Origin of the sequence: Streptomyces sp. NPDC057307, from assembly GCF_042667665.1 — a bacterium.
Lineage (GTDB): Bacteria > Actinomycetota > Actinomycetes > Streptomycetales > Streptomycetaceae > Streptomyces.
Map to the genome: position 1 here is coordinate 1 of NZ_JBHUZM010000081.1, position 24,862 is coordinate 24,862.

Below are 24,862 nucleotides of genomic sequence, written 5' to 3' on the forward strand. Positions count from 1 at the left end.
ACCGTAGTCCGCCCGGCGACCGAGAGCACGGGTCACGGCGGTGGGCCGCCGGACCCCGCCTAGACGGACTTCTGGTACGACCGGAACGTCCGGGTCGAGAGCCACACCGCGACGACCGCGAGCACGAGCAACGGTCCCCCGCGGCTCAGCACGTCACCCCAGTCGGGATCGGCCGCCATCGCCGAACGCCCGGCGACCATCGCCCAGTTCACCGGGTTGAAGTCCGCGATGTCCGCCATCCAGGACGGCATCTGGGCGGGCGCCATGAAGGCCGACGAGAGGAAGGTCAGCGGCAGCAGCAGGAAGGTGTTGATGCCGATGATCGACTCCCGCTGGCGTACCAGCATGCCCATCGCGTTCGACAGCGCCCCGAAGACCGTGCCGAGCAGGATCGCGCAGCCGAGCAGGACGAGCAGCCCGCCCGCACCGCCCGGATAGTCGGCGCCGCCGAGCTTCCCGAGCAGCAGGATGATCACGGACTGCACGGCGGTGCTGATGCCGTTCTGCACGACGTTGGCGTTCATCAGCGCGCTGCGGCTGACCGGCGTGGTCAGGAAGCGGTTCAGCGTCCCGCGTTCGATCTCCTCCAGAGTGCCCATCCCGGCCCACATGCTGGAGCCGAGCGCGCTCATCACCACGATGCCCGGGATCAGATAGTCCAGGTAGGACGTGGTGCCGAAGCCGCCGAGCTGGACAACCTTCTTGAAGAGGTTGCCGAAGAGGAAGAGCCAGATCACCGGCTGGACCAGCTGGATCACCAGGAAGATGGGCTGCCGCAGCAGCGCCATGAACTGACGCTGCGTCATGTACCAGGTCTGGGCGAGGGTGTTGGTGCTCATCGGGCGCCTCCGGCGGCGAGTGCGGGGACATCGGACCCGTCGGTGGGCTGCAGGGCGTCCGCTTCGGCGAAGCGCCGCCCGGCGTAGCGCAGATAGACGTCGTCGAGGGAGGGGCGGGCCACCGTCGCGGCGGCGACGGCCGCCCCGGACCGCTCCAGCGCGGCGAGCAGCGCGGGTACGGCGGCCGCGCCGTCGTCAACCCGGACGCTGACCCTGCGGCCGTCGACCTGTACGTCACGCACACCGGGCAGCAGGTCGAGCGCCCCGGCCAGCACCGTACGGTCTCCGTCGGCGCGCAGCTCCATGTGAACGGCGTCGCCGTGCAGTTCGCCCTTCAGCTCGTCCGGGGTGCCCTCGACCACGACCCGGCCGCGGTCGACGATCGCGATGCGCTCGGCGAGCCGGTCGGCCTCTTCCAGATAGTGCGTGGTCAGCAGGATCGTCAGACCCTCGTCACCGGCGAGCCTGGCTATCTCGTCCCACATTGCCGTACGTGCCTCCGGGTCGAGACCGGTCGTCGGCTCGTCCAGGAACAGCACGTCGGGCCGGTGCACCAGGCCCAGCGCCACGTCGAGACGGCGCTGCATACCGCCCGAGTAGCCCCTGACCGGGCGCTTCGCCGCGTCACTGAGGGCGAAGCGGTCCAGCAACGCGTCGACCCGGGTGGACAGTTCGGCGCCCTTGAGTCCGTAGAGCCGACCCTGGAGCACCAGGTTCTCGCGGCCGGTCGCCATGGGGTCGGCGCCGGAGCGCTGGGCGACGACGCCGATCGAGCGGCGCACCCGGTCGGGGTGGCGCAGGATGTCGTGCCCGGCGACGGTGGCCGTGCCGCTGTCGGGGCGGGCCAGGGTGGTGAGGATCTTGACGGTGGTCGACTTGCCGGCGCCGTTGGGCCCCAGCAGTCCGAGGACCGTGCCGGCCTCGACGGTGAGGGACATCCCGGCGAGCGCGGTGACATCGCCCGGGTAGGTCTTGACGAGATCACGCGCCTCCACGGCGGGCGCGCCCTTACCCGGGTCGGTACTGCGGTCGGTACTGCGGTCGGTCATGACAGAGCTCTCCTGTGGTGAACGGTTCCGGTCAGGCCGAACCGATCAACGTGAAGAGCGCCGGGCTATCCTTGGTGTGCCGCACCTTGATGGCCGGAGCGCTTCACGAGCGGTCTGGTCCGGGGTTCGTAACCCTGGCGGGGCTGCGTCAACAGCGCCGCCAGGGCCTCTCTCGTCTCTCTTCTCCAGCACCCGCCTCAGTGCTTCGGCGGGTCTTCGCCCTCCAGTTCCTGCCACTCGGCGGGCATGACTCCGCTCGCGTGGAGCTGCCGCCAGCCGTCGAGGCCGGTGAGTGATCCGTCGGCGATCTCCCGCAGGAAGCCGCGGATCCAGTCGGCCTGGGCGGCCATCATGTGCAGTTGGTACTCCGTCTCCACGACGAAGAGCCGCGGCAGGGTCCGGCCGAGCTGGGTCAGGACGGCGCTGATGGCCGCGTGCTGGATGTCCAGCTGCCGCACCCGCTCCTCCAGCAGCTCCACGACCTCCTCCACCGGCAGGACCGCGATCAGCGAGAGCGCCGTCTCGAAGAGCGGGTACTCACGCGCCGGTACGGCCACGAGATCGGCCATCCAGTCGAGCATCTCCTCGTGTCCGGCCGCGGTGAGGCCGTAGAGGGTGCGCTCAGGGCGGTTGCCCTTTCGCTGGACGGCGGCGACCTCGACGTAACCGTGCTTCTCCAGGTTCTGGACCACGGTGTAGAGGGAGCCGAAATTGATCTTGACGCTGTTCTCCTTGCCGCGCTGCCGCAGCGTCTGGGCGATCTCGTACGGATGCATGGGCCGCTCGGAGAGGAGCACCATCACGGCGAGCGCCAGCGGATTGCTGAGTTTGCGTCGCTTGGCTCCCATACCCCACCCTTCGCCAGCACTACCCTGATCCGAATACTCGGCCACGAACATATCGCGAGCCATATCACTCGTCAACCGCGTTATATCTCGAATTTGCCCGGCCGTGACACCATCGACAGGACGGGTCGGCCCGGTCGGCGCCGGTCGGCGCGGAGACCGGACCAATCCGTCGCGGACGCGGCTCCGAACTAGCAGGTGAAACCGTCCGCCGTGCCGGACGGCACGCCCGCCCGCACCGTGGAGGAACAGCCGCGTGAAACAAGCCGTACATATCGGCGGCCCCGCTTCTGCCGGGCCCGATCTGCAGGAATTGCTGGGCCAGGTGGCCCGGGGCGACCAGGAGGCGTTCGCCCGTGTGTACGACCTGGTCTGCGGGCCCGTACTGGGGCTCGTCCGCTCCGTCCTGCGCGATCCCGCCCAGTCGGAGGAGGTGACCCAGGAAGTCCTCCTGGAGGTCTGGCGCAGCGCCCCGCGCTTCCAGGCGTCCCGCGGCAGCGGCATGACCTGGGTGCTGACCCTCGCGCACCGGCGCGCGGTGGACCGGGTCCGCTCCGCCCAGGCGTCCAGCGACCGCGAGCACCGGGCGGCGCTGCTGGACCGGACACCGGCCTTCGACGAGGTGACGGAACAGGTCGAGTCCCGGCTGGAGCGTGAACAGGTACGGCGCTGTGTACGTACCCTCACCGAACTCCAGCGCCAGTCGGTCACACTGGCGTACTACCAGGGGCTCGCGTACCGGGAAGTGGCCGAACTGCTCGCCGTGCCGCTCGGCACGGTCAAGACACGACTGCGCGACGGACTCATCCGGCTGCGCGACTGCCTGGGGGTGAGCGCATGAGCAGCACAGCCGAACTGCACACGTTGACCGGCGCCTACGCGCTGCACGCCTTGCCGCCGGACGAGCGGGCCGAGTTCGAGAGGCATCTGGAGGTGTGCCCGGCCTGCGCCCAGGAAGTACGCGAACTGGCCGCCACCACCACCCGGTTGGGGCTGGCCGTGGCCGTGACGCCGCCGCCCGAGCTCAAGCAGCAGGTGCTGCGGCGGATCGCCACCGAGCGCCAGGAACCGCCCAAGGTCACCCGGGAGTCCCGCGGCGCCGGCGGCGGGGCCGCCAAGGGGCGCGCGCTGTCCCGCTTCGCGCTGGCGGCCTGCCTCGCCGCCGCGGCCGGCTTCGGCGGAGTCGCCGTGTGGCAGCACCAGGAGGCCCAGGACGCCCGCGCGCGGGCGTCGGCCTCGCAGCAGCAGTCCGAGGCACTGGCCGCCGTGCTCGCGGCGCCCGACGCCAAGATCCGTACGGGCGGGCTGACCGACGGGGCGACCGGCACGGTCGTCGTGTCGCGTGCCCAGGACAAGGCGGCGTTCATCGCCTCGGGCATGGCGAAACCGCCGAGCGGCAAGGTGTACCAGCTCTGGTTCAACGACGACGGCACGATGCGGGACGCGGGGCTGATGGACCCTTCCGCGACGTCGGACTCGGTGCTGATGGCGGGTTCCGTCGGGGCGGCGTCGGGCATGGGCATCACCGTCGAACCGGCGGGCGGCTCACCGCAGCCGACCTCCGATCCGGTGGCGCTGATGAACTTCCCGACCTGAGCGCGCTGAGCGGCCTGACCGCCCTGACCGATCTGACCGACGGAAGCGAACGAAGCGAACGAAGCGACGGCAGCGAACGAACGGCCCGCACCCGATGACGAGGGGTGCGGGCCGTTCGTTCGACGATGCGTCAGCCGGTCTTACGAGGCGGCAGCGGAAAGAAACCACTCGTACGGGCGGCGTACGCGGCGAAGCCCGGCCGATCTGCCATGTGCCGCTCCAGCAGCCGCTTCCCGCTGCCGTTGATCAGCAGGAAGCTCATCACGAGCGGGCTGACCAGGGTCGCCGCCGCGACGACCGGGTCGTCGCAGACGATCAGGAACAGGCCCCACCAGACACAGAAGTCACCGAAGTAGTTCGGGTGCCGGGTCCAGCTCCACAGGCCGCGGTCCATGATCCGGCCCTTGTTCGCCGGATCGGCCTTGAACCGGGCGAGTTGGGCGTCGCCGACCGACTCGAAGACCAGGCCGACGAGCCAGACGGCGCAGCCGGCGAACGCGACAGGACCGAGACCGCCAGGGATGTACTGGGCGGCCTGTACGGGCAGCGACACCAGCACGACCAGCAGCCCTTGCAGCAGATACACCATGCGCAGCGCGTACAGGTTCCGGTTCCCCGGCGCCTTGGCGAGCATCGCCTCGTACCGCGCGTCCTCACCGTGTCCCCGCCCGCGCCGGGCGATATGGACGGCCAGCCGCAGCCCCCACACGGCGGTCAGCACGGTCACCAGCAATCGGCGCGTGTCGTCGCCCTCCCCCGCCGACACCGCGTAGCCGGCCACGGCGACGACCGCGAACGCGATCCCCCAGGCGATGTCGACGATCCGGTGCAGGCCCTTGCCGACGGCGATCGCGAAGGTCACGAGCATGACGGCCACCGCGGCGAGCGCCGCGAGGCCGACGCCCTGGCCGAACGCGCCCCAGGGATATCCGTTCACCGTGTCCCGCCCTCTCCGTACCAGTGCCGCGGGGTGGGCGGCAGGTCACCGCGCGCCCGCGCCGGGGGACGTACGGCCAGGATCTGGTCCACGCCCATCCGCCCCTCCTCGAAGGCCAGGGCACTGCCCACCAGGTAGAGCCGCCAGACACGCGCGGTCTCCTCGCCCACGAGCGCGCCGAACTCCGCCCAGCGCTCCTCCAGGGTGCGGTGCCAGGCGCGGATCGTCCGCGGGTAGTGCTCGCGCATCGCCTCCACGGCCCGCACTTCGAGGCCCGCCCCCTCCAGCAGCGAGAGGGTGTCGCCGAGCGGGCGCATATGCATGTCGGGGGCGATGTACGACTCGATGAACGCACCGCCGCCGGGCGCCACCGCGCCCCGCGACATCTGCTGCACCAGGACTCGTCCCCCGGGCCGCAGCATCCGGTGGAGCGTGGCGGTGAAGCCGGGGTACTCGGCGTCGCCGACGTGCTCGCCCATCTCGATGGTCGACACCGCGTCGTACGAACCGGCCGCGATGTCCCGGTAGTCCGACAGCCGCACCTCGACCAGCTCCGACAGACCGCGGGCCGTCACCTGTTCACGTACGTACCGCGCCTGCTCGGCCGCCAGCGTCACGGCGGTGACGCGGGTCTTGTACGTCTCGGCGGCGTACAGGGTGAGAGACCCCCAGCCGCACCCGATGTCCAGCAGGGTCGAGCCGGGCCCGAGCCCGAGCTTGCGGCAGACCAGGTCCAGCTTGTCGCGCTGGGCGTCGGCGGCGCCGTACTCCGGCTGCGCCCGGGTCTCGCGCGCCCCGTCTGCCCTGCCCTGACTCTCGCCGCCCTCTGCCTCGGTCTCGGTCGCGGTCTGGCCCTCGGTCTCGTCCTTCGTCCAGTAGCCGCACGAGTACGCCATGGTCTCGTCGAGCAGTAGGGCGTAGAAGTCGTTGGAGAGGTCGTAGTGATGGCTGATCGCGGCCCGGTCCCGCGCCTTGCTGTGCGGCGCGCCGCCGAGTCTGGCCCGGGACGCGGGGACGGGCGGGCGCGGTCCGAGCGCGCCGAGCCGCAGCATGGTGCCGACGGCGCGGGCCCGGTCGGCGAGGGTGAGTTCCGGCGGGCGCGCCCCGCGCTCACGCGCCGCGCCCCAGATGGTGCGCAGCCCGTCGGTGAGATCGCCGTCGATGTCGAGATCGCCGGTGATGTACGCCTGGGCCAGGCCCAGTTCGTCGGGCTGCCAGACCAGTCGGCGCAGGGCGCGGCGCGAGCGCAGAACGACCACCGGGGCGCCCTCGGGGCCGGCGGTGCTGCCGTCCCAGGCGCGCAGCCGCACCGGCAGCCGGGCGCCGAGGATCCTTTCGGCGAGTGGGAGAAGTTGGTGGGCCGCTCCGGTGCGGGTGCTGGTGCCGGTGAGGGTGCCGGTGTGTGGCCGGGGGACGCGTGCGGGTCGGGTGGCTGTCATCGGGGCGTTCCTTCCCTGTCGAGCACCAGTTGCTGGACATCGAGATAGCCGGAGCGGAACCCGGCCTCGGAGTAGGCGAGATAGAAGGTCCACATACGCCGGAACGTCGCGTCGAACCCCAACGCGTCCACCTCCGCCTCCCGTTCGACGAACCGCTCCCGCCACAGCCGGAGCGTCTGGGCGTAGTGCGGCCCGAAGCCGTCCCGCTCGACGATCCGCAACGACGTCTGGGAGGCGGTCAGTTGCTCCATCACCTCGACCGAGGGGGTCAGTCCGCCGGGGAAGATGTACTTGCCGATCCAGGTGTGGGTGGTGCGTGAGACCAGCAGCCGGTCGTGCGGCATGGTGATCGCCTGGAGCGCGATCCGGCCGCCGGGCGCCAGCAGCCTGTCCAGCGTGATGAAGTACTCCGGCCAGAACTCCTCCCCGACCGCCTCGATCATCTCGACGCTGACGACGGCGTCGTAGGTGCCCTGCACCTGCCGGTAGTCCCGCAGTTGTACGGTCACCCGGTCCGTCAGGCCGGCCGCCTCGATCCGCTTCTCGGCGAGGGCCAGTTGCTCCTGGGAGAGTGTCACGGTGACGACCCGCGCGCCGCGTGCGGCCGCGCGGATGGCCAACTCGCCCCAGCCGGTGCCGATTTCGAGCAGCCGCGTGCCGGGGCCCACCCGTGCCTCGTCGAGGAGCCGGTCGATCTTGCGGTGCTGCGCGGCGGGCAGCAGTGACGCGTCGGCGGGGAAGCCCCGGAAGAGGGCCGACGAGTACGAGAGGGTCTCGTCCAGGAAGAGCGAGAACAGCTCGTTCGACAGGTCGTAGTGGTGACTGATGTTGTCGCGCGAGCCCTCGGGGGTGTTGCGCTGCGCGTCGGGCCGCTTCAACGCCCAGACCCGGCGCAGCCGTTGGAGCGGGGCGGGGACGAGGACGGCCGCGTTCTCGGCGAGGACGGTCAGGACGGCGACGAGGTCGTCGGCCTCCCACTCGCCCGCCATGTACGACTCGCCGAAGCCGATCAGGCCCGTGGCGCCGATCCGCCGGAAGAACGCGTGCGGCTCGTGCACGACCATCAGCGGTCCGCCGAGGCCCAGCGTCTCGCTCCTCCCCAGCCTGACGCGTAGCGCCAGCCGGGCCAGCGCACGCCGGACCACCCGCTCGGCGACAGCCGTACGCAGCCAGGAGGCCCGTGGCGGCCGGGCCACGTCCGGCCAGCGCCGCGCGTCGACGGCGGTCACCGCCGGCGGGGCCGTCGACGTCGGGGACTCGGGCGACGGAGCCGTCAGCGTCTGGGACTCCGGCGAGGCAGGCGACGGCGACGGCGGGGATACGAACACGCTCATTTCACACCCTCCTGGGGGCGGTGTCGGGGACGGGGGCGCACGGGCAGACCGCGCAGATAGAGACGGATGCCGTGATAGCGGATACCGGCGGAGACGACGGCCGTGGACAGCGGGTGGCGCGACCCGGCCCGCACCAGGGCCCAGGGGGTGGCCGCGCGCCGGACGCCTCGTACGGTCGCGGTGAACGGCCTTCCTCCGTCGCGTTCCAGATGGACCGTCAGCTTCAGCCGCTCCCCCGGCTCGGGCAGCCGCATCCGGTAGCCGCCGTCGACGGGGAAGAACGGCGAGACGTACAGCTCCTTGTCCACCCAGAAGGTGTTCTCCTCGCCGTCCGCGCGCTCGTCGCCGGGCCGCAGCAGATAGCAGTGCCGCTCTCCGTACGTGTTGTGCACCTCGGCGACGACGCACAGCGGCTCGCCGTCGGGCGCGTGGCACCAGTAGAGGGTCAGCGGGTTGAAGACATGGCCGAGGACCCGGGCGTGGGCGAGCATCACCACCCGCCCGCCGCCCAGTTCCACGCCGCGCGACGCGAGATACGTCTCCAGTCCGGCGCGGATCGTCGGCGACCCGCCGCCGAAGTGGTCACGCGCGTCGAAACGGGCCAGCGGACGCAGCAGGCGGGGCAGCCGGGGCGGACGGTCGGGGTCGATCAGCCACATGTAGGTCCGCAGCCGCAGGTCGTAACGGCTGGGCGCGGTCCGCACATGTGTGACGACGCACGGGTAGAGCGCGGGAACGGCGCCAGGGCCGGCGGGGCCGGGCGTCCCGGTGCTCACCACGTCACCCCCAGCGCGGCGGCGGCGTCGACACCCGAACGGCAGCCGTCCTCGTGGAATCCCCACCCGTGGTACGCCCCCGCGTACGCCGTGACCGGCCCGCTCAGCGCGGGGAGCCTGCGCTGAGCGGCCACCGACTCCGGTGTGTAGACGGGGTGTTCGTACGTCATCCGGGCGAGCACCCGGTCCTCGTCGACGCGGTCGGCGCCGTTGAGCGACACCACGAAGTTCTCGGGGGCGTCGAGGCGTTGCAGCCGGTTCATGTCGTAACTGACCCTCACCCGGCCGGCGTCCGTCGCGCAGGACGGCATGGTCAGGTTCCAGGAGGCACGGGCGCCCCGGCTGCGCGGCAGCACGGTCGTGTCGGTGTGCAGCAACGTGGCGTTGCGCGAGTAGCGGAAGGCGCCGAGCACCTGGCGTTCGTCGTCGGTCGGGTCGGCGAGCAGCCGCAGGGCCTGGTCGGGGTGGACGGCGATGACGACCGAGTCGTAACGCCGGGTGGTGCCGTCGGCCGTGGTGATCTCCACACCGCGCGGGTCTCGTCGTACGGACCGGACCGGAGCGGCCGTGTGGACGGCGTCGAGCTGCTTGCCGACACGTTCGACGTACTCGCGCGAGCCGCCGCTGACGGTGCGCCACACCGGTGAGCCGGTCACCGACAGCAGGCCGTGGTGGTCCAGGAAGCGGAAGAGGTAGCGGGCCGGGTAGCGCAGTGCCGTTCCGGCGTCGCAGGACCAGACGGCCGAGACGAGCGGGGTCAGGAAGTGGGCGACGAAGTACGGCGAGAAGCCGCCGTCCGCGACGAAGCGCGCCAGGGTCATGGAGTCGTCGGCACCGGTCGCGGTCCTGTCGGCACCGGTGGCGGTCTCCTCGGCGAGCAGCCGCCGCGCCCGCCGGTGGAAGGCGGGCACTTCGGTGAGCATCCGCAGATACCGCCCGCGCAGCACCTGACCGGGGCGCGGGAACAGGCCGGCGAGCCCCCGGGCACCGGCGTATTCCAGCCCGCAGCCGTCGCACCGTACGGACATGCTCATCTCCGACTCCTGGGTGGCCACGCCCAGTTCCCGGAACAGCCGCAGCAGCAGCGGATACGTGCGTTCGTTGTGGACGATGAACCCGGAGTCGACGCGGTGCGTCCGGCCGTCGGACGACGCCAGGTCGTGCGTGTGGGCATGGCCGCCGAGGCGGGTCTCCGCCTCGTACAGCGACACCTCGTACGAGCGCGTCAGTACGTACGCGGCGGTGAGTCCGGCCACTCCGCCGCCCACGACCGCCGTACGCGGGCGTTCGCGCACCCCACTCATACAGCTCCCTCCGGTCGGGCTTCGGGCAGGGCCCCTCGTGGAGGATTCGAGCCAGAGAGGCCGACGGATTGGTGTCGGGAGCGATCTTTCTGTCGCCGGTCCTACTTTTAATTCCTTCGGGTGACAGACCAATCCGCCTTGCATCTCGCACCGAATGGCCGGTGTGAGCGAAGATCAGAAAGACCCGACGAGCGAGGCCGGCCATGTGCCGCGTGGCGTACGAGTGGTGCGCGGCGCCCTGGCCGCGCTCAGCGGGTTGATCGCCGGGCTCGCGGCGCTCTGCGTCGCCGAGCTGGTTTCGGCGGCCGTACGGCCCGAAGCGGGTCCCGTCACCGCGGTGGGCGGCGCGGTCATCGACCGCACACCGGCACCGGTGAAGGACTTCGCCGTCCGGAATTTCGGGAACGACGACAAGCTGGTCCTGCAACTGGGCATCCTGGCCCTCCTGGCGCTCTTCGCCATGGCGGTCGGAGTGGCCTCGCTGCGGTACCGGAAGGTCGGCTCGGCGGCGGTCCTGGTCTTCGGCGCGATCGGGGCACTGGCGGCGGTGGAGCGGCCCGACGGCCGCGTCTCCGACGCCCTGCCCTCGATCGTGGGCGGTCTGGTGGCCTGCGGAGTGCTGTATCTGCTGGCCGGCCGGCTCGCCTCCCGTCCGTCCCCCGATGGGGATCCGGGGACGGACGGGACCAGCACGCGAACGGCGGAGACCGACGACACCAGGGGCACCGAGGACACCAGGGACACGGACGACACCGAGGGATCGGCCGGCTCGAACCCCGGCGCCTTCGACCGGCGCGGATTCGTCATCGCCGCGACGGCCGCCGCCGCGGCCTCGGCCGGAGCGGGCCTCCTCGGGCGGCGGCTGAACGCCTCGGGGGCGGCCGAGGCCGCCGCCTCACGCCGGACGATCGTCCTGCCGGCCCCGTCCTCACCGGCCCCGCCGATACCGGCGGGCACGGATCTGAAGCTACGCGGCCTGAGTTCCTTCACCACGTCCAACAAGGACTTCTACCGGGTGGACACCGCCCTGGTCGTGCCCCGTGTGGACGCCGACAGCTGGCGTCTGCGCATCCACGGCAAGGGCGTCCCCCGGCCGCTCACCCTCAGCTTCCGGGATCTGCTCCGGCGGCAACTGATCGAGCGGGACATCACGCTGACCTGTGTCTCCAACGAGGTCGGCGGCCCGTACGTCGGCAACGCCCGCTGGATCGGCGTCCCCCTGGCCGATCTGCTGCGTGAGGCCGGTGTGGAACCACCGTCGAAGGGCGGTCCCGCCGACCAGTTGGTGTCCCGCTCCGTGGACGGCATGACCATCGGCACCCCGGTCGAGGCGGTCATGGACGGCCGCGACGCGATGCTGGCGGTCGGCATGAACGGCGAACCCCTGCCGTTCAACCACGGCTTCCCGGTCCGCATGGTCGTCCCCGGCCTGTACGGATACGTGTCGGCGTGCAAGTGGCTGGAAGACCTCGAACTGACCACGTTCGCGGACTACGACGCGTACTGGGTCAAGCGCAGTTGGTCCCGCGAGGCGCCCATCAAGACCCAGTCGCGGATCGACACGCCGCGCCCGTTCGCCTCACCGAAGGCGGGCAAGGTGCCCGTCGCCGGAGTGGCGTGGGCGCAGCACCGCGGTATCGAGCGGGTCGAGGTGCGCGTGGACGGCGGGGACTGGAACCCGGCCACACTCGCCGCCCAGGACAGCGAGGACACCTGGCGCCAGTGGATGTGGGAGTGGCCCGCCACCTCCGGCAGCCACACGCTCGAAGTCCGCGCGACGGACCGGAACGGCGACACCCAGACGGACAAGCGCGTCGGGACCGTACCCGACGGCGCGACCGGCTGGCACTCGGTGGTGGTCGCCGTCGACTGAGTCCGCTCCGCCGCATACCGCACGACACCTCTTGTCAACCGCACCACCTTTCAAGGAGATTCACATGAAGATCACCCGTTTCCAGCGTGTCGCCGTCACCGTCGTCGCCGCCGTCGCCCTTCCGCTGACGCTCACCTCCTGTTCCAGCGACGACAAGGACACCAAGTCGGAGTCCTCGTCCGCCGCCGAGGAGACCGCGGCTCCGGAGGACACGGCCGACGACGCCGCGGGCGACACCGCGGACGCCCCGTTCGGCCCGGCCTGCGCCTCGGTGCCGAAGACCGGCCCCGGCAGCTTCGACGGCATGGGCCAGGCTCCTGTCGCGACCGCCGCGTCCAACAACCCGGAGCTGTCCACCCTGGTCACCGCGGTGAAGAAGGCTGGCCTGGTCGACACCCTCAACACCGCCGAGAACATCACGGTGTTCGCGCCCACCAACGCCGCCTTCGCCAAGATCCCGAAGGCCGACCTGGACGCGGTCCTCGCGGACAAGGCCATGCTCACCAAGATCCTCACCTACCACGTCGTGGGCGAGAAGCTGGCCAAGAAGCAGCTGGAGAGCGGCACGTACGACACCCTCCAGAAGAGCACGCTGACCACGGCGGGCTCCGGCGACGAGTACAAGGTGAACGACTCGGCCGGCGTCGTCTGCGGCGACGTCCCCACGGCCAACGCCACGGTGCACATCATCGACACCGTGCTGATGCCGAAGTAGTCCCGCGCTCAAGGGGGTTGTCGGGTCTCCCTATCCTGGCCGGATGACCCCCTTGGATCGGCCGGCCCCCACGGGCGGAACGGCTCGAACGAATCGGGTGCTCGGAGCGGTCGTCGGCTCAGCCGTCGGCGACGCGCTCGGAGCACCTTTCGAGTTCGGCCCCGCCGGAGTCTTCACCGCCCGCTTCCCGGACGGCGTGGGCGAGATGTGCGGAGGCGGCGGCTGGGATCCGGGCGAGAACAGGTCCTGCTGAGCGGCGATCCCTGGGATCTCGCGGCGCCCCTCCACTTCCAGCGCTCCGGACGGGCCGCCGGAAACGGCTCGTTGATGCGCGCGGCCACCCCCGCCGTGCACTTCGCCGCCGCGGGCCGCGACGCCACCATGGCGGCCGCCCGCCGGATCGCGGCGCTCACCCACGGCGACTCCGCGGCCTGGGAGGGCACGGCCGTGCTGCACGAGCTGATCCGGGTGGCGCTGGACGGCGGTGATCCGGTGGCCGCCGTACCCGGCGTGCTCCCTGACGTACGCGAGGACCACCGTCCGCGCTGGGCCATCGTGCTCGACCCCGGCTGGCACCCGGACGACGCGACGGAGTTCAACGGGGCGGTGTGGCCGTGTCTGGGCTCGGGGCTCTGGGCGCTGCGGACGACCGGCTCGTTCGAGGCTTCCCTGGGGGCGGCGATCGATCTGGGCGGTGACACGGACACGGTCGCGGCGGTCACCGGCGCGCTCGCGGGCGCCGTGTACGGCTGCGCCGCGATCCCCCGGCGCTGGACGGACCCGCTCCATGTGCCGCTGCCCGGTTACGGCGACCGCGTGCTGCGTACGCCGGAACTGGTCCGGCTCGCCGGGCGGTTGGCGGCCTGACGCCCGTGGTCCCCGCATGACGAAGGGCCCGGACGGCGGAGGTCCGGGCCCTTCATCGGCGCGAACGCGCGCGAGCAGGTGTCAGCAGGTGCGCCCGACGTACCACGCGCCGCTGACCTTGCTGGTCGAGCCGAGCCAGGTGACGCCGGGGCCCACACACTGCTCGTAGTTCCAGCCCGACACCTCGACCTCGATGACGATGCGCGAGCCGTCGTTCGTGCAGTGGTTGTAGTACGAGTCGCTGGACGACGCGTAGTAGCCGCAGGGCGTCGCGGCGGCCGACGGGGCGGCGGTCGCCGCCGTGGACATTCCCAGGACCATGGCGACGGCGCCGACGAGGGCGGGGAGGGACTGACGAACGCGCATGCGGCTGCTCCTTGTTGCGGGTGTGGAACCGGGCACCGGAATCGGTGCGCACGCAGAGCATCCCATCAACTACCCTACGTAGCCGCCCCATTCACCCGCACGTGGCCGTCAGGTCACTGAACTGGGCGACTCCTCGCGCGACTCACTCCCCCGCCGCCCCTCTCCGCCCTCACCCGACCGAGGTGTACGCCACCACCCCGCGCAGCACCCCGTCGACCGCCTTGCGGGCGTTCTTCGCGACGGTGCTGTTCTCGCGGGGCGCCGCCGCGGCGATCTGCCCGAGGACGTCGATCACCTGCTTGCACCAGCGGACGAAGTCGCCCGCCGGCATCTCGGCGTCGCGCAGCACCTCGTCGAGCCCCTTGCCCGACGCCCACATGTGCACGGCCCAGGCGAAGCCGAGGTCGGGCTCGCGCTGGCCGACCCCCTCCGCCTGATTGATCTTGAAGTCCTCCTCCAGAGCGTCGAGGCGGCCCCAGATGCGGACCATCTCGCCGAGGGCGGCCTTCGAAGCGCCGCTGGGGAGCCGGGGCGCCACCGCGTCGTCCGACTGGCGTGCCTCGAAGACCAGCGCCGAGGCGCACGCGGCCAGTTCGGCCGGGGAGAGCCCTTCCCAGACGCCTTCGCGCAGGCACTCGCTGGCGAGGAGGTCCAGCTCGCCGTAGAGCCGGGCGAGACGCTTGCCGTTGCCCGTGACCTCGTCGCCGCGCAGATAGTCCATCTCCGTGAGGAGGGCGACGATACGGTCGAAGGTGCGGGCGATGGTGTTCGTACGGCCCTCGATCCGCCGTTCCAGCTGCCGGGTGTCCCGCTGCAGCCGGTGGTAGCGCTCGGCCCAGCGCGCGTGGTCCTCGCGCTCGTCGCAGCCGTGGCACGGATGCGCGCGCAACTCCGCGCGCAGCCGGGCGATCTCACGGTCGTCGGCGGCCGGCGCGCGCCCCTTGCGGTGCCGCTCCGGCACGACATGGCCGGCCTTCGTGCGCAGCGCGGACGCCAGGTCGCGGCGCGACTGCGGCGAGCGCTGATTGAAGCTCTTGGGGATCCGCATCCGGTCCAGCGCCTCGACCGGCACCGGGAAGTCCATCGACGCGAGCCGTTTGACCTGCCGCTCGGCGGTCAGGACCAGCGGCCTCGGGCCGTCGTGATACTCCACGCCCCGGTGTCCGTTGGCCCGCCCGGCCGGCAGTCCGGGGTCGAGCACCAGCGCGAGTCCGGCGAACTTGCCGGTCGGCACATGGATGACATCGCCCGGCTTGAGCTTCTCCAGCGAGGACGCGGCGGCGGCCCGCCGCTGCACGGCTCCCTGCTTGGCCAGCTCCGTCTCCCGGTCCTTGAGGTCGCGGCGCAGCCGCGCGTACTCCTCGAAGTCCCCCAAGTGGCAGGTCATGCCCGCCCGGTAGCCCTCCATCCCGTCTTCGTTCTTCTGGACCTGCCGGGAGATCCCGACGACCGACTTGTCCGCCTGGAACTGGGCGAAGGAGGTTTCCAGCAGTTCGCGGGAGCGGTGGCGGCCGAACTGCTGCACCAGATTGACCGCCATGTTGTACGACGGCCGGAAGCTGGAGCGCAGCGGATACGTGCGTGTGCCCGCCAGGCCGGCGAGCGCGCCCGGGTCCATGCCGCGCTGCCACAGGACCACCGCGTGGCCCTCGACGTCGATGCCGCGCCGGCCGGCCCGGCCGGTCAGCTGCGTGTACTCACCGGGCGTGATGTCGGCGTGCTGCTCGCCGTTCCACTTGACGAGTTTCTCCAGGACGACGGACCTGGCGGGCATGTTGATGCCGAGCGCCAGGGTCTCCGTGGCGAACACGGCCTTGACCAGGCCCCGTACGAACAGCTCCTCGACGACTTCCTTGAACGTCGGGAGCATCCCGGCGTGGTGGGCGGCGATGCCGCGCTCCAGGCCCTCCAGCCATTCGTAGTACCCCAGGACATGCAGGTCCTCGGTGGGGATGGACGCGGTGCGCGCCTCCACGATCTCGCGGACCCTGGCCCGCCGGGCGTCGTCGTTGAGCCGGAGCCCGGCGTACATGCACTGCTGTACGGCGGCCTCGCAGCCGGCCCGGCTGAAGATGAAGGTGATGGCGGGCAGCAGGTCCTCGGCGTCGAGCCGCTCGATGACCTCGGGCCTGCCCGGCGTCCAGACGCGGCCGCGCTGTCTGCGCTCGCGCTCCCGGTCGGCCTCGCGGACCATCTTGCCCCGCCGGCGGTCCTTCGGGTTGTACGTCTTCTGATTCTCCATCCGGGCCAGCCGGGAGAGATCCGGATTGACCTCGCGGCGGGCCCCGCCACGGCCGCCGTGGTCGGTGCTCTCCTCGAAGAGGTCGTACATCCGGCGGCCCGCGAAGACGTGCTGCCACAGCGGCACGGGGCGGTGCTCGGAGACGATCACCTCGGTGCTGCCACGGACGGTGTCCAGCCAGTCACCGAACTCCTCGGCGTTGGAGACCGTCGCCGACAGGGACACCAGGGTCACGGACTCGGGGAGGTGGATGATCACCTCTTCCCAGACGGCGCCGCGGAAGCGGTCGGAGAGGTAGTGCACCTCGTCCATCACGACATAGCCGAGGCCGGTCAGCGACTGGGAGCCTGCGTAGAGCATGTTGCGCAGGACCTCGGTGGTCATGACGACCACCGGGGCGTCGGAATTGACGCTGTTGTCGCCGGTCAGCAGCCCGACCTTGTCGGCGCCGTAGCGTTTCGCCAGGTCCGCGTACTTCTGGTTGGACAGTGCCTTGATGGGTGTGGTGTAGAAGCATTTACGGCCCTCGGCGAGGGCCAGGTGCACGGCGAACTCACCGACGATCGTCTTGCCGGAGCCGGTGGGCGCCGCGACCAGGACGCCCTTGCCCGACTCCAGGGCGTGGCAGGCTTCGATCTGGAACGGATCGAGGCCGAAGTCGTACATCTCGCGGAACGGCGCGAGTGCGGTGGCCTGCTCGGCTGCGCGGATCCGAGCTGCGGCGTAACGCTCGGCCGGTGTGAGGTCCTCTGTCATCTTGCTCACGAGCCTACCCGTCCCCTCTGACAGTCAGGCGATCTTTATCGGCGAGCTGGCGGGCCCCGTCAGGGGCCGGGGGTGAGCACCCGTACGGCCCCGGCGACGCACTCCGCGGTCAGGGGCAGCGGGCCGAGCGGCTCCCCGTCGGCGTAGCCGGTGAGGCCGGGGGCGGCGAGGGTGATCCTCGCGGTGCGGTGGACGGTGACCTTGGGGTGGCCGAGGTGGGTGCCCCGGTAGACGCGCGGAAAGACCTTCAGGAGCGTGGCGCGGCTGCAGTCGCCGACGACGGTCACGTCGAAGAGGCCGTCGTCCATGGCGGCGTCGGCGCAGATCCGCATGCCGCCTCCGTAGGAGGGGCCGTTGCCGACGGCGACCAGGGTCGCCTCGATCTCCCGTTCGATGCCGTCGTCCAGGGTCATGCGGTACGGGACGGGCCTGAAGGCGGCGAGTTCGGCCACCATCGCCAGGTCGTACTTGAAGCGGCCGCTGGGCCAACGCATGCGGTTGCCGCGGTCGTTGACGCGTGAGTCGAAGCCGGAGGCGAGGACGGTCCCGAACCAGCGGCCCGCGACCCGCCCCAGGTCCAGCTCCCGGATCCCGGCGTTCTTGAGCGCGTCGGCCGCGATCCGGCCGGCCGCCGCGGGGTCGCGGACCGGCAGGCCCAGCGCCCGGCCGAAGTCGTTGCCGGTGCCCACCGCGACGACGCCGAGCGGGGTGTCCGTACCGGCCACGGCCTGGAGGGCGAGGGAGACCAGACCGTCCCCGCCGACGGCGATGAGCGCGCCGGTGCCCGCCGCGACGGCCTCACGTGCGCGCCGCAACGCGTCGCCGGCGTCGGAACCGAGCACCGTACGGACGGAGTACCCCGCGTCCCTGAGCGCGCGGGCGGCCGGCTGCGCGGCACGCGCGCCCCTGCCGCGCCCGGCGGTGGGATTGACGAACAGGCTGATCTCACTGGTCACAGGTCGGCCCGGTCAGCTCAGGTGACGTCGTCGTAGCCGTTCACACGGGCCGTACGGTTGCTGTCCGCCTGCTCCGGCAGCGCGGCCACCGTGGAGACCGGCTCGACAGCTCCGACGGTCTCGGGCGTGTGGTCCAGATCGGACGCCTCGTCGTCGTCCAGCTCGGCGTCCGGGTTCTTACGACGCCGGCGCCGGTCGTTGATGAGTGAGAAGCCGACCGCTCCGAAGTAGAGGACGACGATCGGTCCGGCCAGCGCGAGCATGCCCACGGGGTCGGTCGTCGGGGTGATCACCGCGCCGAAGACGAAGACGCCCATGACGACCCCGCGCCACCAGCCGACCATCCGGCGGCCGGTGACCATGCCGGTCATGTTCAGCATGACCAGGACCAGGGGCAGCTCGAAGGCGAGACCGAAGACCAGCACCATCCGGGTGGTGAAGTCGAGGACCTCGTCGAGCGAGACGAGGTTGCCGGAGCCCTCGGGCGTCAGGCTGATGAGCACCTTCACGCTGATCGGCAGGATCAGGTAGGCGAGGTACGCGCCGGCGGTGAAGAGCGGCACCGCGCTCGCCACGAAGGCGTACGTGTACTTCTTCTCGTTCTTGTGCAGGCCGGGCGCGACGAACGCCCACAGCTGGTAGAGCCAGACCGGGCTGGCCACGATGATGCCGGTCGTGAGGCTGATCCGGATCGTCGTGGTGAACGGCGAGGTGAGGGTGTTGAACACGACATTCGCACAGTTGCCGCCGTCGCTGACCTCGCCCTTCTCGCACGAGGGCACCGATTCGCCGAGGAAGGACATGATCTGCTCGCTGTAGAACACAGCCACGATCGTCACGACGATGATCGCGAGCAGGCCCTTCGACATCCGGTTGCGCAGCTCACGAAGATGCTCCACGAGCGGCATACGCCCCTCGGGATCCTTCTCTTCTGTGCGGGCAGACTTGGGCAACCCACGTCCTCATCTCGTGCGGCAGGCCGTCACCGTGCCCGGTGCGTGCATCGGCCCAGGGGTCGGATCAGCGCTTGGTCGAGTCGGTGGGCTCGGCGACGGGCCGCGAGCTGGTGACATCGCCGGGCGCGGCCTGGATGGTCCGGGGCGCGGGCTGGTCCGTGTCGGCGGAGGCGGTCGGCGGGTCCGTGGGAGCCGTGCCGCTCTTGCTGTCGTCCGACTTCATCGCCTTGGCCTCGCTCTTGAGGATGCGCGCCGACTTGCCGAGCGAACGGGCCATGTCGGGAAGCTTCTTGGCGCCGAAGAGCAGGATGATGACGACGAGAATAAGGATGATCTCGGTGGGGCCGAGCCTACCCATAGCATTACCTTCTTCACCGAGGCGACAGAGTCTGGGACGTCGACCGGACAGATGTCCGACCGTCGTGCTGGCAGCGATCGTAACCCGCAGGGGTAAACGTGGGGCAATGCCTGTGCGTACTCCCTGCGACGGCCCCCGCCTCCAGTCCGAGACCGCTTCGTCAGCCTACCGCCCGAACTGGCGATGGAGGGAGGGTGCATTCATTTATCGGATGGCGTCTCCGGTCTTCGCGAGATGGGTGGCGGCCAGCTCCAGTTCCTCCGCCGCCTGATTGATCCGCCGTGTGGTGGAGGCGACCTGACGGCCGAGACGCTGGGCCTCGACGAAGACCCGGACCGCGAGCACGCCGAGAACGGCGAGCCCGCAGAAGCCCAGGGCGATGGCGAGCATGGGCCAGAACATACGAGCAGCCTTCTCTCCTGGTGCGTCGACCTAGTGCGTCGAATGCAGGCGCAGCGTCCGTACGCCGCCGCCGGTGAGCAGTTCGACGATGCGTTCACCGGCGGGTTTGCGCACCGCCGTCTCGCACTCGGGGCAGGTGAACGAGTAGAACGTCGTACGGCGGCTGGCGCCGATGGCGAGCCGCAGCGAGCCGGCCGAGAGCTCGAAGCGGGCCCGGCACTCGGGGCAGGCGGCCTGGAAGAGGATCGGCACCATGGACGCCGACGTCGAGAAACCACCCATCATGGACATATCCCCCAAATCCCCTGATTCTATTGGTGCGAGGCGTCGGAGTCGTACGCCGCCAGCGCCTCACCGGCCGCCCGCCGCGCACTCTCCGCGAGATCCTGCGGCGAGGCGATACGCCCGTCCCCGCCCAGCCGCAGCGCGAGCCGCCGCAACGAGGCGGGCGCCGGCGTACGCAGCGTGATCCGCAACCCGCCGTCGGGCAGTTCCTCCGCGCTGTCGTGCGGGTAGTACTCGGCGACCCAGCGCCCGCCGGGGCCGACCTCGACCACCACCTCCGGATCGTCGGCCGACGGCTGCACCAGCCCCTCCGACAGATCGCGCAGCTCCAGCTCCGGCGGCGCGGCCGGCTCGTCGAGCAGCTTGATCTCCGCCACCCGGTCGAGCCGGAACGTACGCCGCGCCTCGGAGAGCCGGCACCAGGCCTCCATGTACGTGTGACCCACCGCGAACAGCCTGATCGGATCGACCTCGCGCTCGGTCAGCTCGTCCCGCGCCGGGGAGTAGTAGCGCAGCCACAGCCGCCGCCGCTCCGAGATCGCCCGGTCCACGTCCGCGAAGACACCGCCCTCCGACTCGAAGGTGACCGAGAGCCGGGAGCTGGCCCCCGCCGCCTCCCCGGCGGCGGCCTCCAGCTTCGCGGTGGCACGCAGCAGCGCCTGCCGGTCGCTCTCCCGCAGCCCCGGCAGGGTGGCGACGGCGCGGGCCGCCACCAGCAGCGCGGTGGCCTCGTCGGCCGCCAGCCGCAGCGGCTCGGCGACATCGTCCGGGTTGTGCCACCAGATGCGGTCGCCGTCGGTGTCGATGTCGAGGAGGTCGCCACCGCGGAAACTGGTCCCGCACATGGGCAGGACATCGAGGTCGGAGATCAACTCGTCCTCGGTGATACCGAAGGCGCGCGCGACGTCCTGCACGTGCGCGCCGGGGCGCTCGCGCAGATACGTCACCAGCGAGAGCATCCGGCGGGTCTGGTCGATGGCGTTGGCTGCCATGGTGTGTACGAGTCCCCTCAGGCCTTGGCCACGGCACGCAGCCGGTCCACGACATCGGCCCGCAGGTCCGCGGGCTCCAGCACGACCACGTCGGGGCCGAACTCCACCAGCCAGGCGTCCAGGCCATGGCCGTACGGAATCTCCAACTCGTCCCAGCCGTCGCCCAGTTCCCGCGACGACACCGCCCGGGCACGCAGCGGATACCCGCTCTCGGAACGCAGCCGGATCAACGCCGACCGCGTCGCCGTCTCACCGGCCCAGCTCTCGACCGTCTCACGCACGGTGACCACATCCGGTACGGGAGCGGTGAACTCCCCCGTCCGGGAACGGACCCGCCCACTGATCCGCGAAAGCCGGAACACCCGCTCGGCCCGCCGCTCCCGGTCCCAGCCGGCCAGATACCAGTGGCCGCGCCAGCACTCCAGCGTCCACGGCTCCACCTGGCGCTGCTCGGGCTTGGCGGCGTTGGCCTTGCGGTAGTCGAACACGACGGGCCTGCGGTCACGGCAGGCGAGCATCAGCGGCTCGAACGCGGCCTCGTGGACGGGGATACGCGGTTCGAGGGCGCTGTGGTGCGCCTCGTACGAGTCCTCCGCCTCCGGCATACCCGCGGCCCGCAGCTTCTGGAGCGCGCCGCTGGCGGCGCCCGCGAGACGCGCCTGCTGCCAGACCTTGGCGGCCAGTCCGAGCGCGGCGGCCTCCTCGGCGTCCAGCGTGATGGCGGGGAGGCGGTTGCTGTCCCGGCGGGCCAGATAGCCCGTCTCGCCGTCCAGATTCTCCACCGTCTCGATGACCAGGCCCAGTTCGCGCAGATCGTCCTTGTCGCGCTCGAACATCCGGTTGAAGGAGTCGTCGGACCCGGCTTCCAGATACGCCTCGATGGACTCGCGCAACTCGCGCTTGCTGAGCGGGCGCCGGGTGCCGAGCAGGCACAGCGCGAGATTCATCAACCGCTCGGCCTTGGCAATGGCCATCGACGCCCTACACCTCATCTGATAGTGCCGCATCCGCGCGTCGACCGTACCGCCCGGGGGTCCCACGGTAAAAGCCGAGGGCCCACGCCGGACAGCATGGGCCCTCGGTGTGTCCGTTCGTGACCGGACAGGGTCGTCGATCAGACAGCGACCAGATCGCAGACGAAGATCAGCGTCTCGCCGGGGGCGATGGCACCGCCACCCGCGCCACGCTCGCCGTAGGCGAGGTGCGAGGGAATCGTCAGCTGACGACGGCCGCCGACCTTCATGCCCTGGACACCCTGGTCCCAGCCGGAGATGACCTTTCCGGCGCCGAGCTGGAACTGCAGCGGCGTACCGCGGTTCCAGGAGGCGTCGAATTCCTCACCGGTGGAGAAGGCCACGCCCACGTAGTGGACGGAGACGGTGTCGCCCGCCTTGGCGACGGCACCCTCGCCCTCCCAGATGTCCTTGATCTCCAGGTCGGCCGGCGGCTCGCCACCCGGGAAGTCGATCTCGGGCTTCTCGATGCTCACTGAACTGCTCCTCTAAATGATGAACGGGGCAACCGGGACAGTGTTACACCTTCGCCAGGATGTCCACGGCGAACACCAGAGTGGAGTTCTTCGGGATGCCTTCCTGCTCCTTGTCACCGAACGCGTCGGCCGGCGGAATGACGACCAGCACACGGCTGCCGACCTTCTTGCCCACGACGCCGTCCTTCAGACCCTTGAGGGTGAGCTGCGGCAGCGGGAACGTGACGGTCTTGCCGTTCTTGTACGTGCTGTCGAAGGTCTTGGCGTCCTTCCACAGCAGCGCTTCGTAGTTCAGCACGACCGAGTCGGTGGCCTTGACGACCTCGCCCTTGCTCTCCAGCACGTAGTTGGAGACGAGCTTCTTCGGCGGGTCCGACTTCGGGATCGTGACCTTGGGTGCCTTGCCGTCGGCGTTGACCCCGACCTTGGGCAGGTCGATGTTGTCCTGCGCGACCTCGGTGCCCTTGGCGGTCGTCGGGACCTGGGTCGCCTTCAGGACGTCCACGACGAAGACGAGGGTGGAGTTGGGCTTGATGTCGCCCTGGCCCTGCGCCCCGTAACCGAGGTCCGGCGGGATGACCAGCTCGACACGGCTGCCGACCTTCTGGCCCTCCAGGCCCTTGTCCCAGCCCTGGATGACCATGCCGGCGCCGAGCGTCAGGTCGAAGGGGGCCTTGCGGTCGAAGCTGTTGTCGAAGGGCTTGGTCGAGTCCCACGACTGGCCCAGGTAGTTGACCTGGATCGCGTCGCCCTTCTTGACCTTCGCGCCATCACCCTCACTGATGACGTCGGTCTGCAGTTCCTTCGGCGGAGTTCCCTCACCCTTCCCGAGGGTCGGCTTCTCACCGAACTTGGCACCCGCTGTGATCTCGGGAAAACCGTTCTTGGACGAGGTGGAGTCGGAGCCTCCGTCGTCACCGCACGCCGCCAGCGACAGCAGCAGTAGGGGGATGACGACGAGGCCGGCAAGTCGGCGCACGAATTCCTCAGATCTCAGACGGAAGGTTTGGGTCCTCGACACTCTAGGGCGTGGCAAGGGCCCCGCACGAGGAACGTACGGGGCCCGAGTCGTGTTCCGGGACGACGGATGCCGTCCTTCGATACGGTCACATACCGGCGATCAGCTTTTCGACCCGGTCGTCCACGGAGCGGAACGGGTCCTTGCACAGCACGGTGCGCTGCGCCTGGTCGTTGAGCTTGAGATGGACCCAGTCGACGGTGAAGTCCCGCCGCTGCTCCTGGGCCCTGCGGATGAAGTCTCCGCGCAGCCGGGCCCTGGTGGTCTGCGGGGGCACGGACTTGCCCTCGAAGATCTTCATGTCGTTGCAGATCCGGGCCGCCTGGCCGCGCTTCTCCAGCAGGTAGTAGAGCCCGCGGCGGCGGTGGATGTCGTGGTAGGCGAGGTCTATCTGGGCGACCCGGGGGTGGGACATGGTCATGTTGTGCTTGGCCCGGTAGCGCTCGATCAGCTTGTACTTCATGACCCAGTCGATCTCGGTACCGATCCGGTCCAGGTCCTCGGCCTCGATGGCGTCGAGCGTGCGGCCCCAGAGCTCCAGGACCTGCTCCACGGTGCCGGTGCGGATGCCCCGGCGGTCGACGAAGTCCACGGCCTTCTCGTAGTACTCCCGCTGGACCTCGATGGCGGACGCCTCGCGCCCGTTGGCCAGGCGCACCTTGCGCTGACCGGTGATGTCGTGGCTGACCTCACGGATCGCCCGGATCGGGTTCTCCAGGGTGAGGTCACGCATGACCGTGCCCGCCTCGATCATGCGCAGCACGAGATCCGTGGCACCGACCTTGAGGAGCATGGTCGTCTCGGACATGTTCGAGTCGCCGACGATGACATGCAGCCGGCGGTAGCGCTCCGCGTCGGCGTGCGGTTCGTCACGGGTGTTGATGATGGGACGGGAACGGGTGGTGGCGGAGCTGACACCCTCCCAGATGTGCTCGGCACGCTGACTGACGCAGTAGACCGCGCCACGCGGAGTCTGCAGCACCTTGCCGGCGCCGCAGAGCAGCTGCCGGGTGACGAGGAACGGGATGAGGATGTCCGCGAGCCGGGAGAATTCCCCGTGGCGGGCGACGAGATAATTCTCGTGGCAGCCGTAGGAGTTTCCCGCCGAATCGGTGTTGTTCTTGAACAGATAGACGTCGCCCGCGATTCCCTCCTCGTGCAGGCGGCGTTCGGCGTCGACGAGCAGGCCTTCGAGAATGCGCTCGCCCGCCTTGTCGTGCGTGACCAGTTCGGTCACGTTGTCGCATTCGGGTGTCGCGTATTCCGGATGCGATCCCACGTCGAGGTAGAGGCGGGCGCCGTTCCGCAGGAAGACGTTGCTGCTGCGGCCCCATGACACAACACGGCGGAAGAGGTAGCGCGCCACTTCGTCAGGTGACAGCCGGCGCTGTCCCCTGAAGGTGCACGTGACGCCGTACTCGTTCTCCAGCCCGAAAATGCGGCGGTCCATGTCTGAACA

The 24,862-nt window shown here is 70.4% G+C and carries 24 protein-coding genes and 1 pseudogene; 5 read left to right on the forward strand and 20 right to left on the reverse strand.

Annotated features, from left to right (window positions below):
- Positions 1 to 59: 59 nt before the first annotated feature.
- The 3 genes from ACFUN8_RS24355 to ACFUN8_RS24365 form a co-directional block, all read right to left on the reverse strand.
- Positions 60 to 839 carry an ABC transporter permease gene (locus tag ACFUN8_RS24355; RefSeq protein WP_383641357.1) on the reverse strand — a complete coding sequence of 260 codons (780 nt, stop codon included), beginning with the start codon at positions 837 to 839 and terminating at the stop codon, positions 60 to 62.
- Entirely contained in the window at positions 836 to 1,888 is a 1,053-nt protein-coding gene (locus tag ACFUN8_RS24360; protein ID WP_383641360.1) for an ATP-binding cassette domain-containing protein, read from the reverse strand. The genes ACFUN8_RS24355 and ACFUN8_RS24360 overlap by 4 nt, the downstream gene beginning before the upstream one ends.
- A gap of 197 nt (positions 1,889 to 2,085) precedes the next feature.
- Complete coding sequence (locus ACFUN8_RS24365) at positions 2,086 to 2,736, reverse strand: PadR family transcriptional regulator (protein ID WP_383641363.1); 651 nt, start codon at positions 2,734 to 2,736, stop codon at positions 2,086 to 2,088.
- A gap of 253 nt (positions 2,737 to 2,989) precedes the next feature.
- Between ACFUN8_RS24365 and ACFUN8_RS24370 the strand changes: the two genes are divergently transcribed.
- Positions 2,990 to 3,574, forward strand: a complete 585-nt coding sequence (locus ACFUN8_RS24370; protein WP_383641366.1) for a sigma-70 family RNA polymerase sigma factor — start codon at positions 2,990 to 2,992, stop codon at positions 3,572 to 3,574.
- Positions 3,571 to 4,329 carry an anti-sigma factor domain-containing protein gene (locus ACFUN8_RS24375; protein WP_383641369.1) on the forward strand — a complete coding sequence of 253 codons (759 nt, stop codon included), beginning with the start codon at positions 3,571 to 3,573 and terminating at the stop codon, positions 4,327 to 4,329. The genes ACFUN8_RS24370 and ACFUN8_RS24375 overlap by 4 nt, the downstream gene beginning before the upstream one ends.
- Before the next feature lie 130 nt (positions 4,330 to 4,459).
- On the opposite strand, the gene ACFUN8_RS24380 is transcribed toward ACFUN8_RS24375, so the two are convergent.
- Genes ACFUN8_RS24380 through ACFUN8_RS24400 form a run of 5 tightly spaced genes read right to left on the reverse strand, consistent with a single transcriptional unit; the run spans position 4,460 to position 10,119 of the window.
- Complete coding sequence (locus ACFUN8_RS24380; RefSeq protein WP_383641372.1) at positions 4,460 to 5,266, reverse strand: DUF1295 domain-containing protein; 807 nt, start codon at positions 5,264 to 5,266, stop codon at positions 4,460 to 4,462.
- Positions 5,263 to 6,705 carry a class I SAM-dependent methyltransferase gene (locus tag ACFUN8_RS24385; protein ID WP_383641375.1) on the reverse strand — a complete coding sequence of 481 codons (1,443 nt, stop codon included), beginning with the start codon at positions 6,703 to 6,705 and terminating at the stop codon, positions 5,263 to 5,265. Before ACFUN8_RS24385 ends, ACFUN8_RS24380 begins: the two co-directional genes overlap by 4 nt.
- Entirely contained in the window at positions 6,702 to 8,039 is a 1,338-nt protein-coding gene (locus ACFUN8_RS24390; RefSeq protein WP_383641378.1) for a class I SAM-dependent methyltransferase, read from the reverse strand. The genes ACFUN8_RS24385 and ACFUN8_RS24390 overlap by 4 nt, the downstream gene beginning before the upstream one ends.
- A complete protein-coding gene (locus tag ACFUN8_RS24395; protein WP_383641381.1) occupies positions 8,036 to 8,815 on the reverse strand; it encodes a DUF1365 domain-containing protein in 780 nt (259 codons plus the stop codon). Before ACFUN8_RS24395 ends, ACFUN8_RS24390 begins: the two co-directional genes overlap by 4 nt.
- Positions 8,812 to 10,119: an NAD(P)/FAD-dependent oxidoreductase gene (locus tag ACFUN8_RS24400; RefSeq protein WP_383641384.1), complete on the reverse strand. Its 1,308-nt coding sequence runs from the start codon at positions 10,117 to 10,119 to the stop codon at positions 8,812 to 8,814. Before ACFUN8_RS24400 ends, ACFUN8_RS24395 begins: the two co-directional genes overlap by 4 nt.
- A 226-nt stretch (positions 10,120 to 10,345) precedes the next feature.
- On the opposite strand from ACFUN8_RS24400, the gene ACFUN8_RS24405 reads away from it, so the two are divergent.
- The 3 genes and pseudogenes from ACFUN8_RS24405 (at position 10,346) to ACFUN8_RS24415 (ending at position 13,574) form a co-directional block, all read left to right on the forward strand.
- Positions 10,346 to 11,992: a molybdopterin-dependent oxidoreductase gene (locus tag ACFUN8_RS24405; protein ID WP_383641436.1), complete on the forward strand. Its 1,647-nt coding sequence runs from the start codon at positions 10,346 to 10,348 to the stop codon at positions 11,990 to 11,992.
- A 64-nt stretch (positions 11,993 to 12,056) separates the two neighbouring features.
- The gene (locus ACFUN8_RS24410) at positions 12,057 to 12,707 is read left to right on the forward strand and encodes a fasciclin domain-containing protein (RefSeq protein ID WP_383641387.1); all 651 of its coding nucleotides are present in this window, start codon (positions 12,057 to 12,059) and stop codon (positions 12,705 to 12,707) included.
- Between the two features lie 43 nt (positions 12,708 to 12,750).
- Positions 12,751 to 13,574: pseudogene (locus ACFUN8_RS24415) on the forward strand (ADP-ribosylglycohydrolase family protein).
- An 81-nt stretch (positions 13,575 to 13,655) separates the two neighbouring features.
- Here the strand turns inward: ACFUN8_RS24415 and ACFUN8_RS24420 are convergent.
- From ACFUN8_RS24420 to pafA, 12 genes are all read right to left on the reverse strand, one after another.
- The gene (locus tag ACFUN8_RS24420) at positions 13,656 to 13,940 is read right to left on the reverse strand and encodes a DUF6355 family natural product biosynthesis protein (protein WP_383641389.1); all 285 of its coding nucleotides are present in this window, start codon (positions 13,938 to 13,940) and stop codon (positions 13,656 to 13,658) included.
- A gap of 169 nt (positions 13,941 to 14,109) precedes the next feature.
- The gene (locus ACFUN8_RS24425) at positions 14,110 to 16,938 is read right to left on the reverse strand and encodes a DEAD/DEAH box helicase (RefSeq protein WP_383641439.1); all 2,829 of its coding nucleotides are present in this window, start codon (positions 16,936 to 16,938) and stop codon (positions 14,110 to 14,112) included.
- 68 nt (positions 16,939 to 17,006) lie between these two features.
- Complete coding sequence (locus tag ACFUN8_RS24430) at positions 17,007 to 17,903, reverse strand: diacylglycerol kinase (protein ID WP_383641392.1); 897 nt, start codon at positions 17,901 to 17,903, stop codon at positions 17,007 to 17,009.
- A 17-nt stretch (positions 17,904 to 17,920) separates the two neighbouring features.
- Complete coding sequence (gene tatC / locus ACFUN8_RS24435; protein WP_383641395.1) at positions 17,921 to 18,811, reverse strand: twin-arginine translocase subunit TatC; 891 nt, start codon at positions 18,809 to 18,811, stop codon at positions 17,921 to 17,923.
- A gap of 112 nt (positions 18,812 to 18,923) precedes the next feature.
- Complete coding sequence (gene tatA, locus ACFUN8_RS24440; RefSeq protein WP_383641398.1) at positions 18,924 to 19,217, reverse strand: Sec-independent protein translocase subunit TatA; 294 nt, start codon at positions 19,215 to 19,217, stop codon at positions 18,924 to 18,926.
- A 204-nt stretch (positions 19,218 to 19,421) separates the two neighbouring features.
- Positions 19,422 to 19,619, reverse strand: coding sequence for a hypothetical protein (locus ACFUN8_RS24445; protein WP_383641401.1), 198 nt, complete (start codon positions 19,617 to 19,619; stop codon positions 19,422 to 19,424).
- Between the two features lie 30 nt (positions 19,620 to 19,649).
- Entirely contained in the window at positions 19,650 to 19,904 is a 255-nt protein-coding gene (locus ACFUN8_RS24450; RefSeq protein ID WP_383641404.1) for a hypothetical protein, read from the reverse strand.
- A gap of 26 nt (positions 19,905 to 19,930) precedes the next feature.
- Positions 19,931 to 20,896, reverse strand: a complete 966-nt coding sequence (locus ACFUN8_RS24455) for a helix-turn-helix transcriptional regulator (RefSeq protein WP_383641407.1) — start codon at positions 20,894 to 20,896, stop codon at positions 19,931 to 19,933.
- A gap of 17 nt (positions 20,897 to 20,913) precedes the next feature.
- Positions 20,914 to 21,870, reverse strand: a complete 957-nt coding sequence (locus ACFUN8_RS24460) for a helix-turn-helix transcriptional regulator (RefSeq protein ID WP_383641410.1) — start codon at positions 21,868 to 21,870, stop codon at positions 20,914 to 20,916.
- A gap of 140 nt (positions 21,871 to 22,010) precedes the next feature.
- Entirely contained in the window at positions 22,011 to 22,385 is a 375-nt protein-coding gene (locus tag ACFUN8_RS24465) for an FKBP-type peptidyl-prolyl cis-trans isomerase (protein ID WP_383641412.1), read from the reverse strand.
- A gap of 43 nt (positions 22,386 to 22,428) precedes the next feature.
- A complete protein-coding gene (locus tag ACFUN8_RS24470) occupies positions 22,429 to 23,364 on the reverse strand; it encodes an FKBP-type peptidyl-prolyl cis-trans isomerase (protein ID WP_383641415.1) in 936 nt (311 codons plus the stop codon).
- Positions 23,365 to 23,491: 127 nt separating this feature from the next.
- The gene (gene pafA, locus ACFUN8_RS24475) at positions 23,492 to 24,853 is read right to left on the reverse strand and encodes a Pup--protein ligase (protein WP_354603294.1); all 1,362 of its coding nucleotides are present in this window, start codon (positions 24,851 to 24,853) and stop codon (positions 23,492 to 23,494) included.
- Positions 24,854 to 24,862 lie beyond the last annotated feature (9 nt).

What these genes read in the sequence shown, in the direction of transcription:
- tatC (WP_383641395.1), bottom strand. Translation starts at nt 18,811, where the DNA reads ATGCCGCTCGTGGAGCATCTTCGTGAGCTGCGCAACCGGATGTCGAAG.
- ACFUN8_RS24445 (WP_383641401.1), bottom strand. Translation starts at nt 19,619, where the DNA reads ATGTTCTGGCCCATGCTCGCCATCGCCCTGGGCTTCTGCGGGCTCGCC.
- pafA (WP_354603294.1), bottom strand. Translation starts at nt 24,853, where the DNA reads ATGGACCGCCGCATTTTCGGGCTGGAGAACGAGTACGGCGTCACGTGC.
- ACFUN8_RS24365 (WP_383641363.1), bottom strand. Translation starts at nt 2,736, where the DNA reads ATGGGAGCCAAGCGACGCAAACTCAGCAATCCGCTGGCGCTCGCCGTG.
- ACFUN8_RS24410 (WP_383641387.1), top strand. Translation starts at nt 12,057, where the DNA reads ATGAAGATCACCCGTTTCCAGCGTGTCGCCGTCACCGTCGTCGCCGCC.
- ACFUN8_RS24420 (WP_383641389.1), bottom strand. Translation starts at nt 13,940, where the DNA reads ATGCGCGTTCGTCAGTCCCTCCCCGCCCTCGTCGGCGCCGTCGCCATG.
- ACFUN8_RS24460 (WP_383641410.1), bottom strand. Translation starts at nt 21,870, where the DNA reads ATGGCCATTGCCAAGGCCGAGCGGTTGATGAATCTCGCGCTGTGCCTG.
- ACFUN8_RS24385 (WP_383641375.1), bottom strand. Translation starts at nt 6,705, where the DNA reads ATGACAGCCACCCGACCCGCACGCGTCCCCCGGCCACACACCGGCACC.
- ACFUN8_RS24455 (WP_383641407.1), bottom strand. Translation starts at nt 20,896, where the DNA reads ATGGCAGCCAACGCCATCGACCAGACCCGCCGGATGCTCTCGCTGGTG.
- ACFUN8_RS24400 (WP_383641384.1), bottom strand. Translation starts at nt 10,119, where the DNA reads ATGAGTGGGGTGCGCGAACGCCCGCGTACGGCGGTCGTGGGCGGCGGA.
- ACFUN8_RS24425 (WP_383641439.1), bottom strand. Translation starts at nt 16,938, where the DNA reads ATGACAGAGGACCTCACACCGGCCGAGCGTTACGCCGCAGCTCGGATC.
- ACFUN8_RS24360 (WP_383641360.1), bottom strand. Translation starts at nt 1,888, where the DNA reads ATGACCGACCGCAGTACCGACCGCAGTACCGACCCGGGTAAGGGCGCG.
- ACFUN8_RS24450 (WP_383641404.1), bottom strand. Translation starts at nt 19,904, where the DNA reads ATGATGGGTGGTTTCTCGACGTCGGCGTCCATGGTGCCGATCCTCTTC.
- tatA (WP_383641398.1), bottom strand. Translation starts at nt 19,217, where the DNA reads ATGGGTAGGCTCGGCCCCACCGAGATCATCCTTATTCTCGTCGTCATC.
- ACFUN8_RS24355 (WP_383641357.1), bottom strand. Translation starts at nt 839, where the DNA reads ATGAGCACCAACACCCTCGCCCAGACCTGGTACATGACGCAGCGTCAG.
- ACFUN8_RS24375 (WP_383641369.1), top strand. Translation starts at nt 3,571, where the DNA reads ATGAGCAGCACAGCCGAACTGCACACGTTGACCGGCGCCTACGCGCTG.
- ACFUN8_RS24390 (WP_383641378.1), bottom strand. Translation starts at nt 8,039, where the DNA reads ATGAGCGTGTTCGTATCCCCGCCGTCGCCGTCGCCTGCCTCGCCGGAG.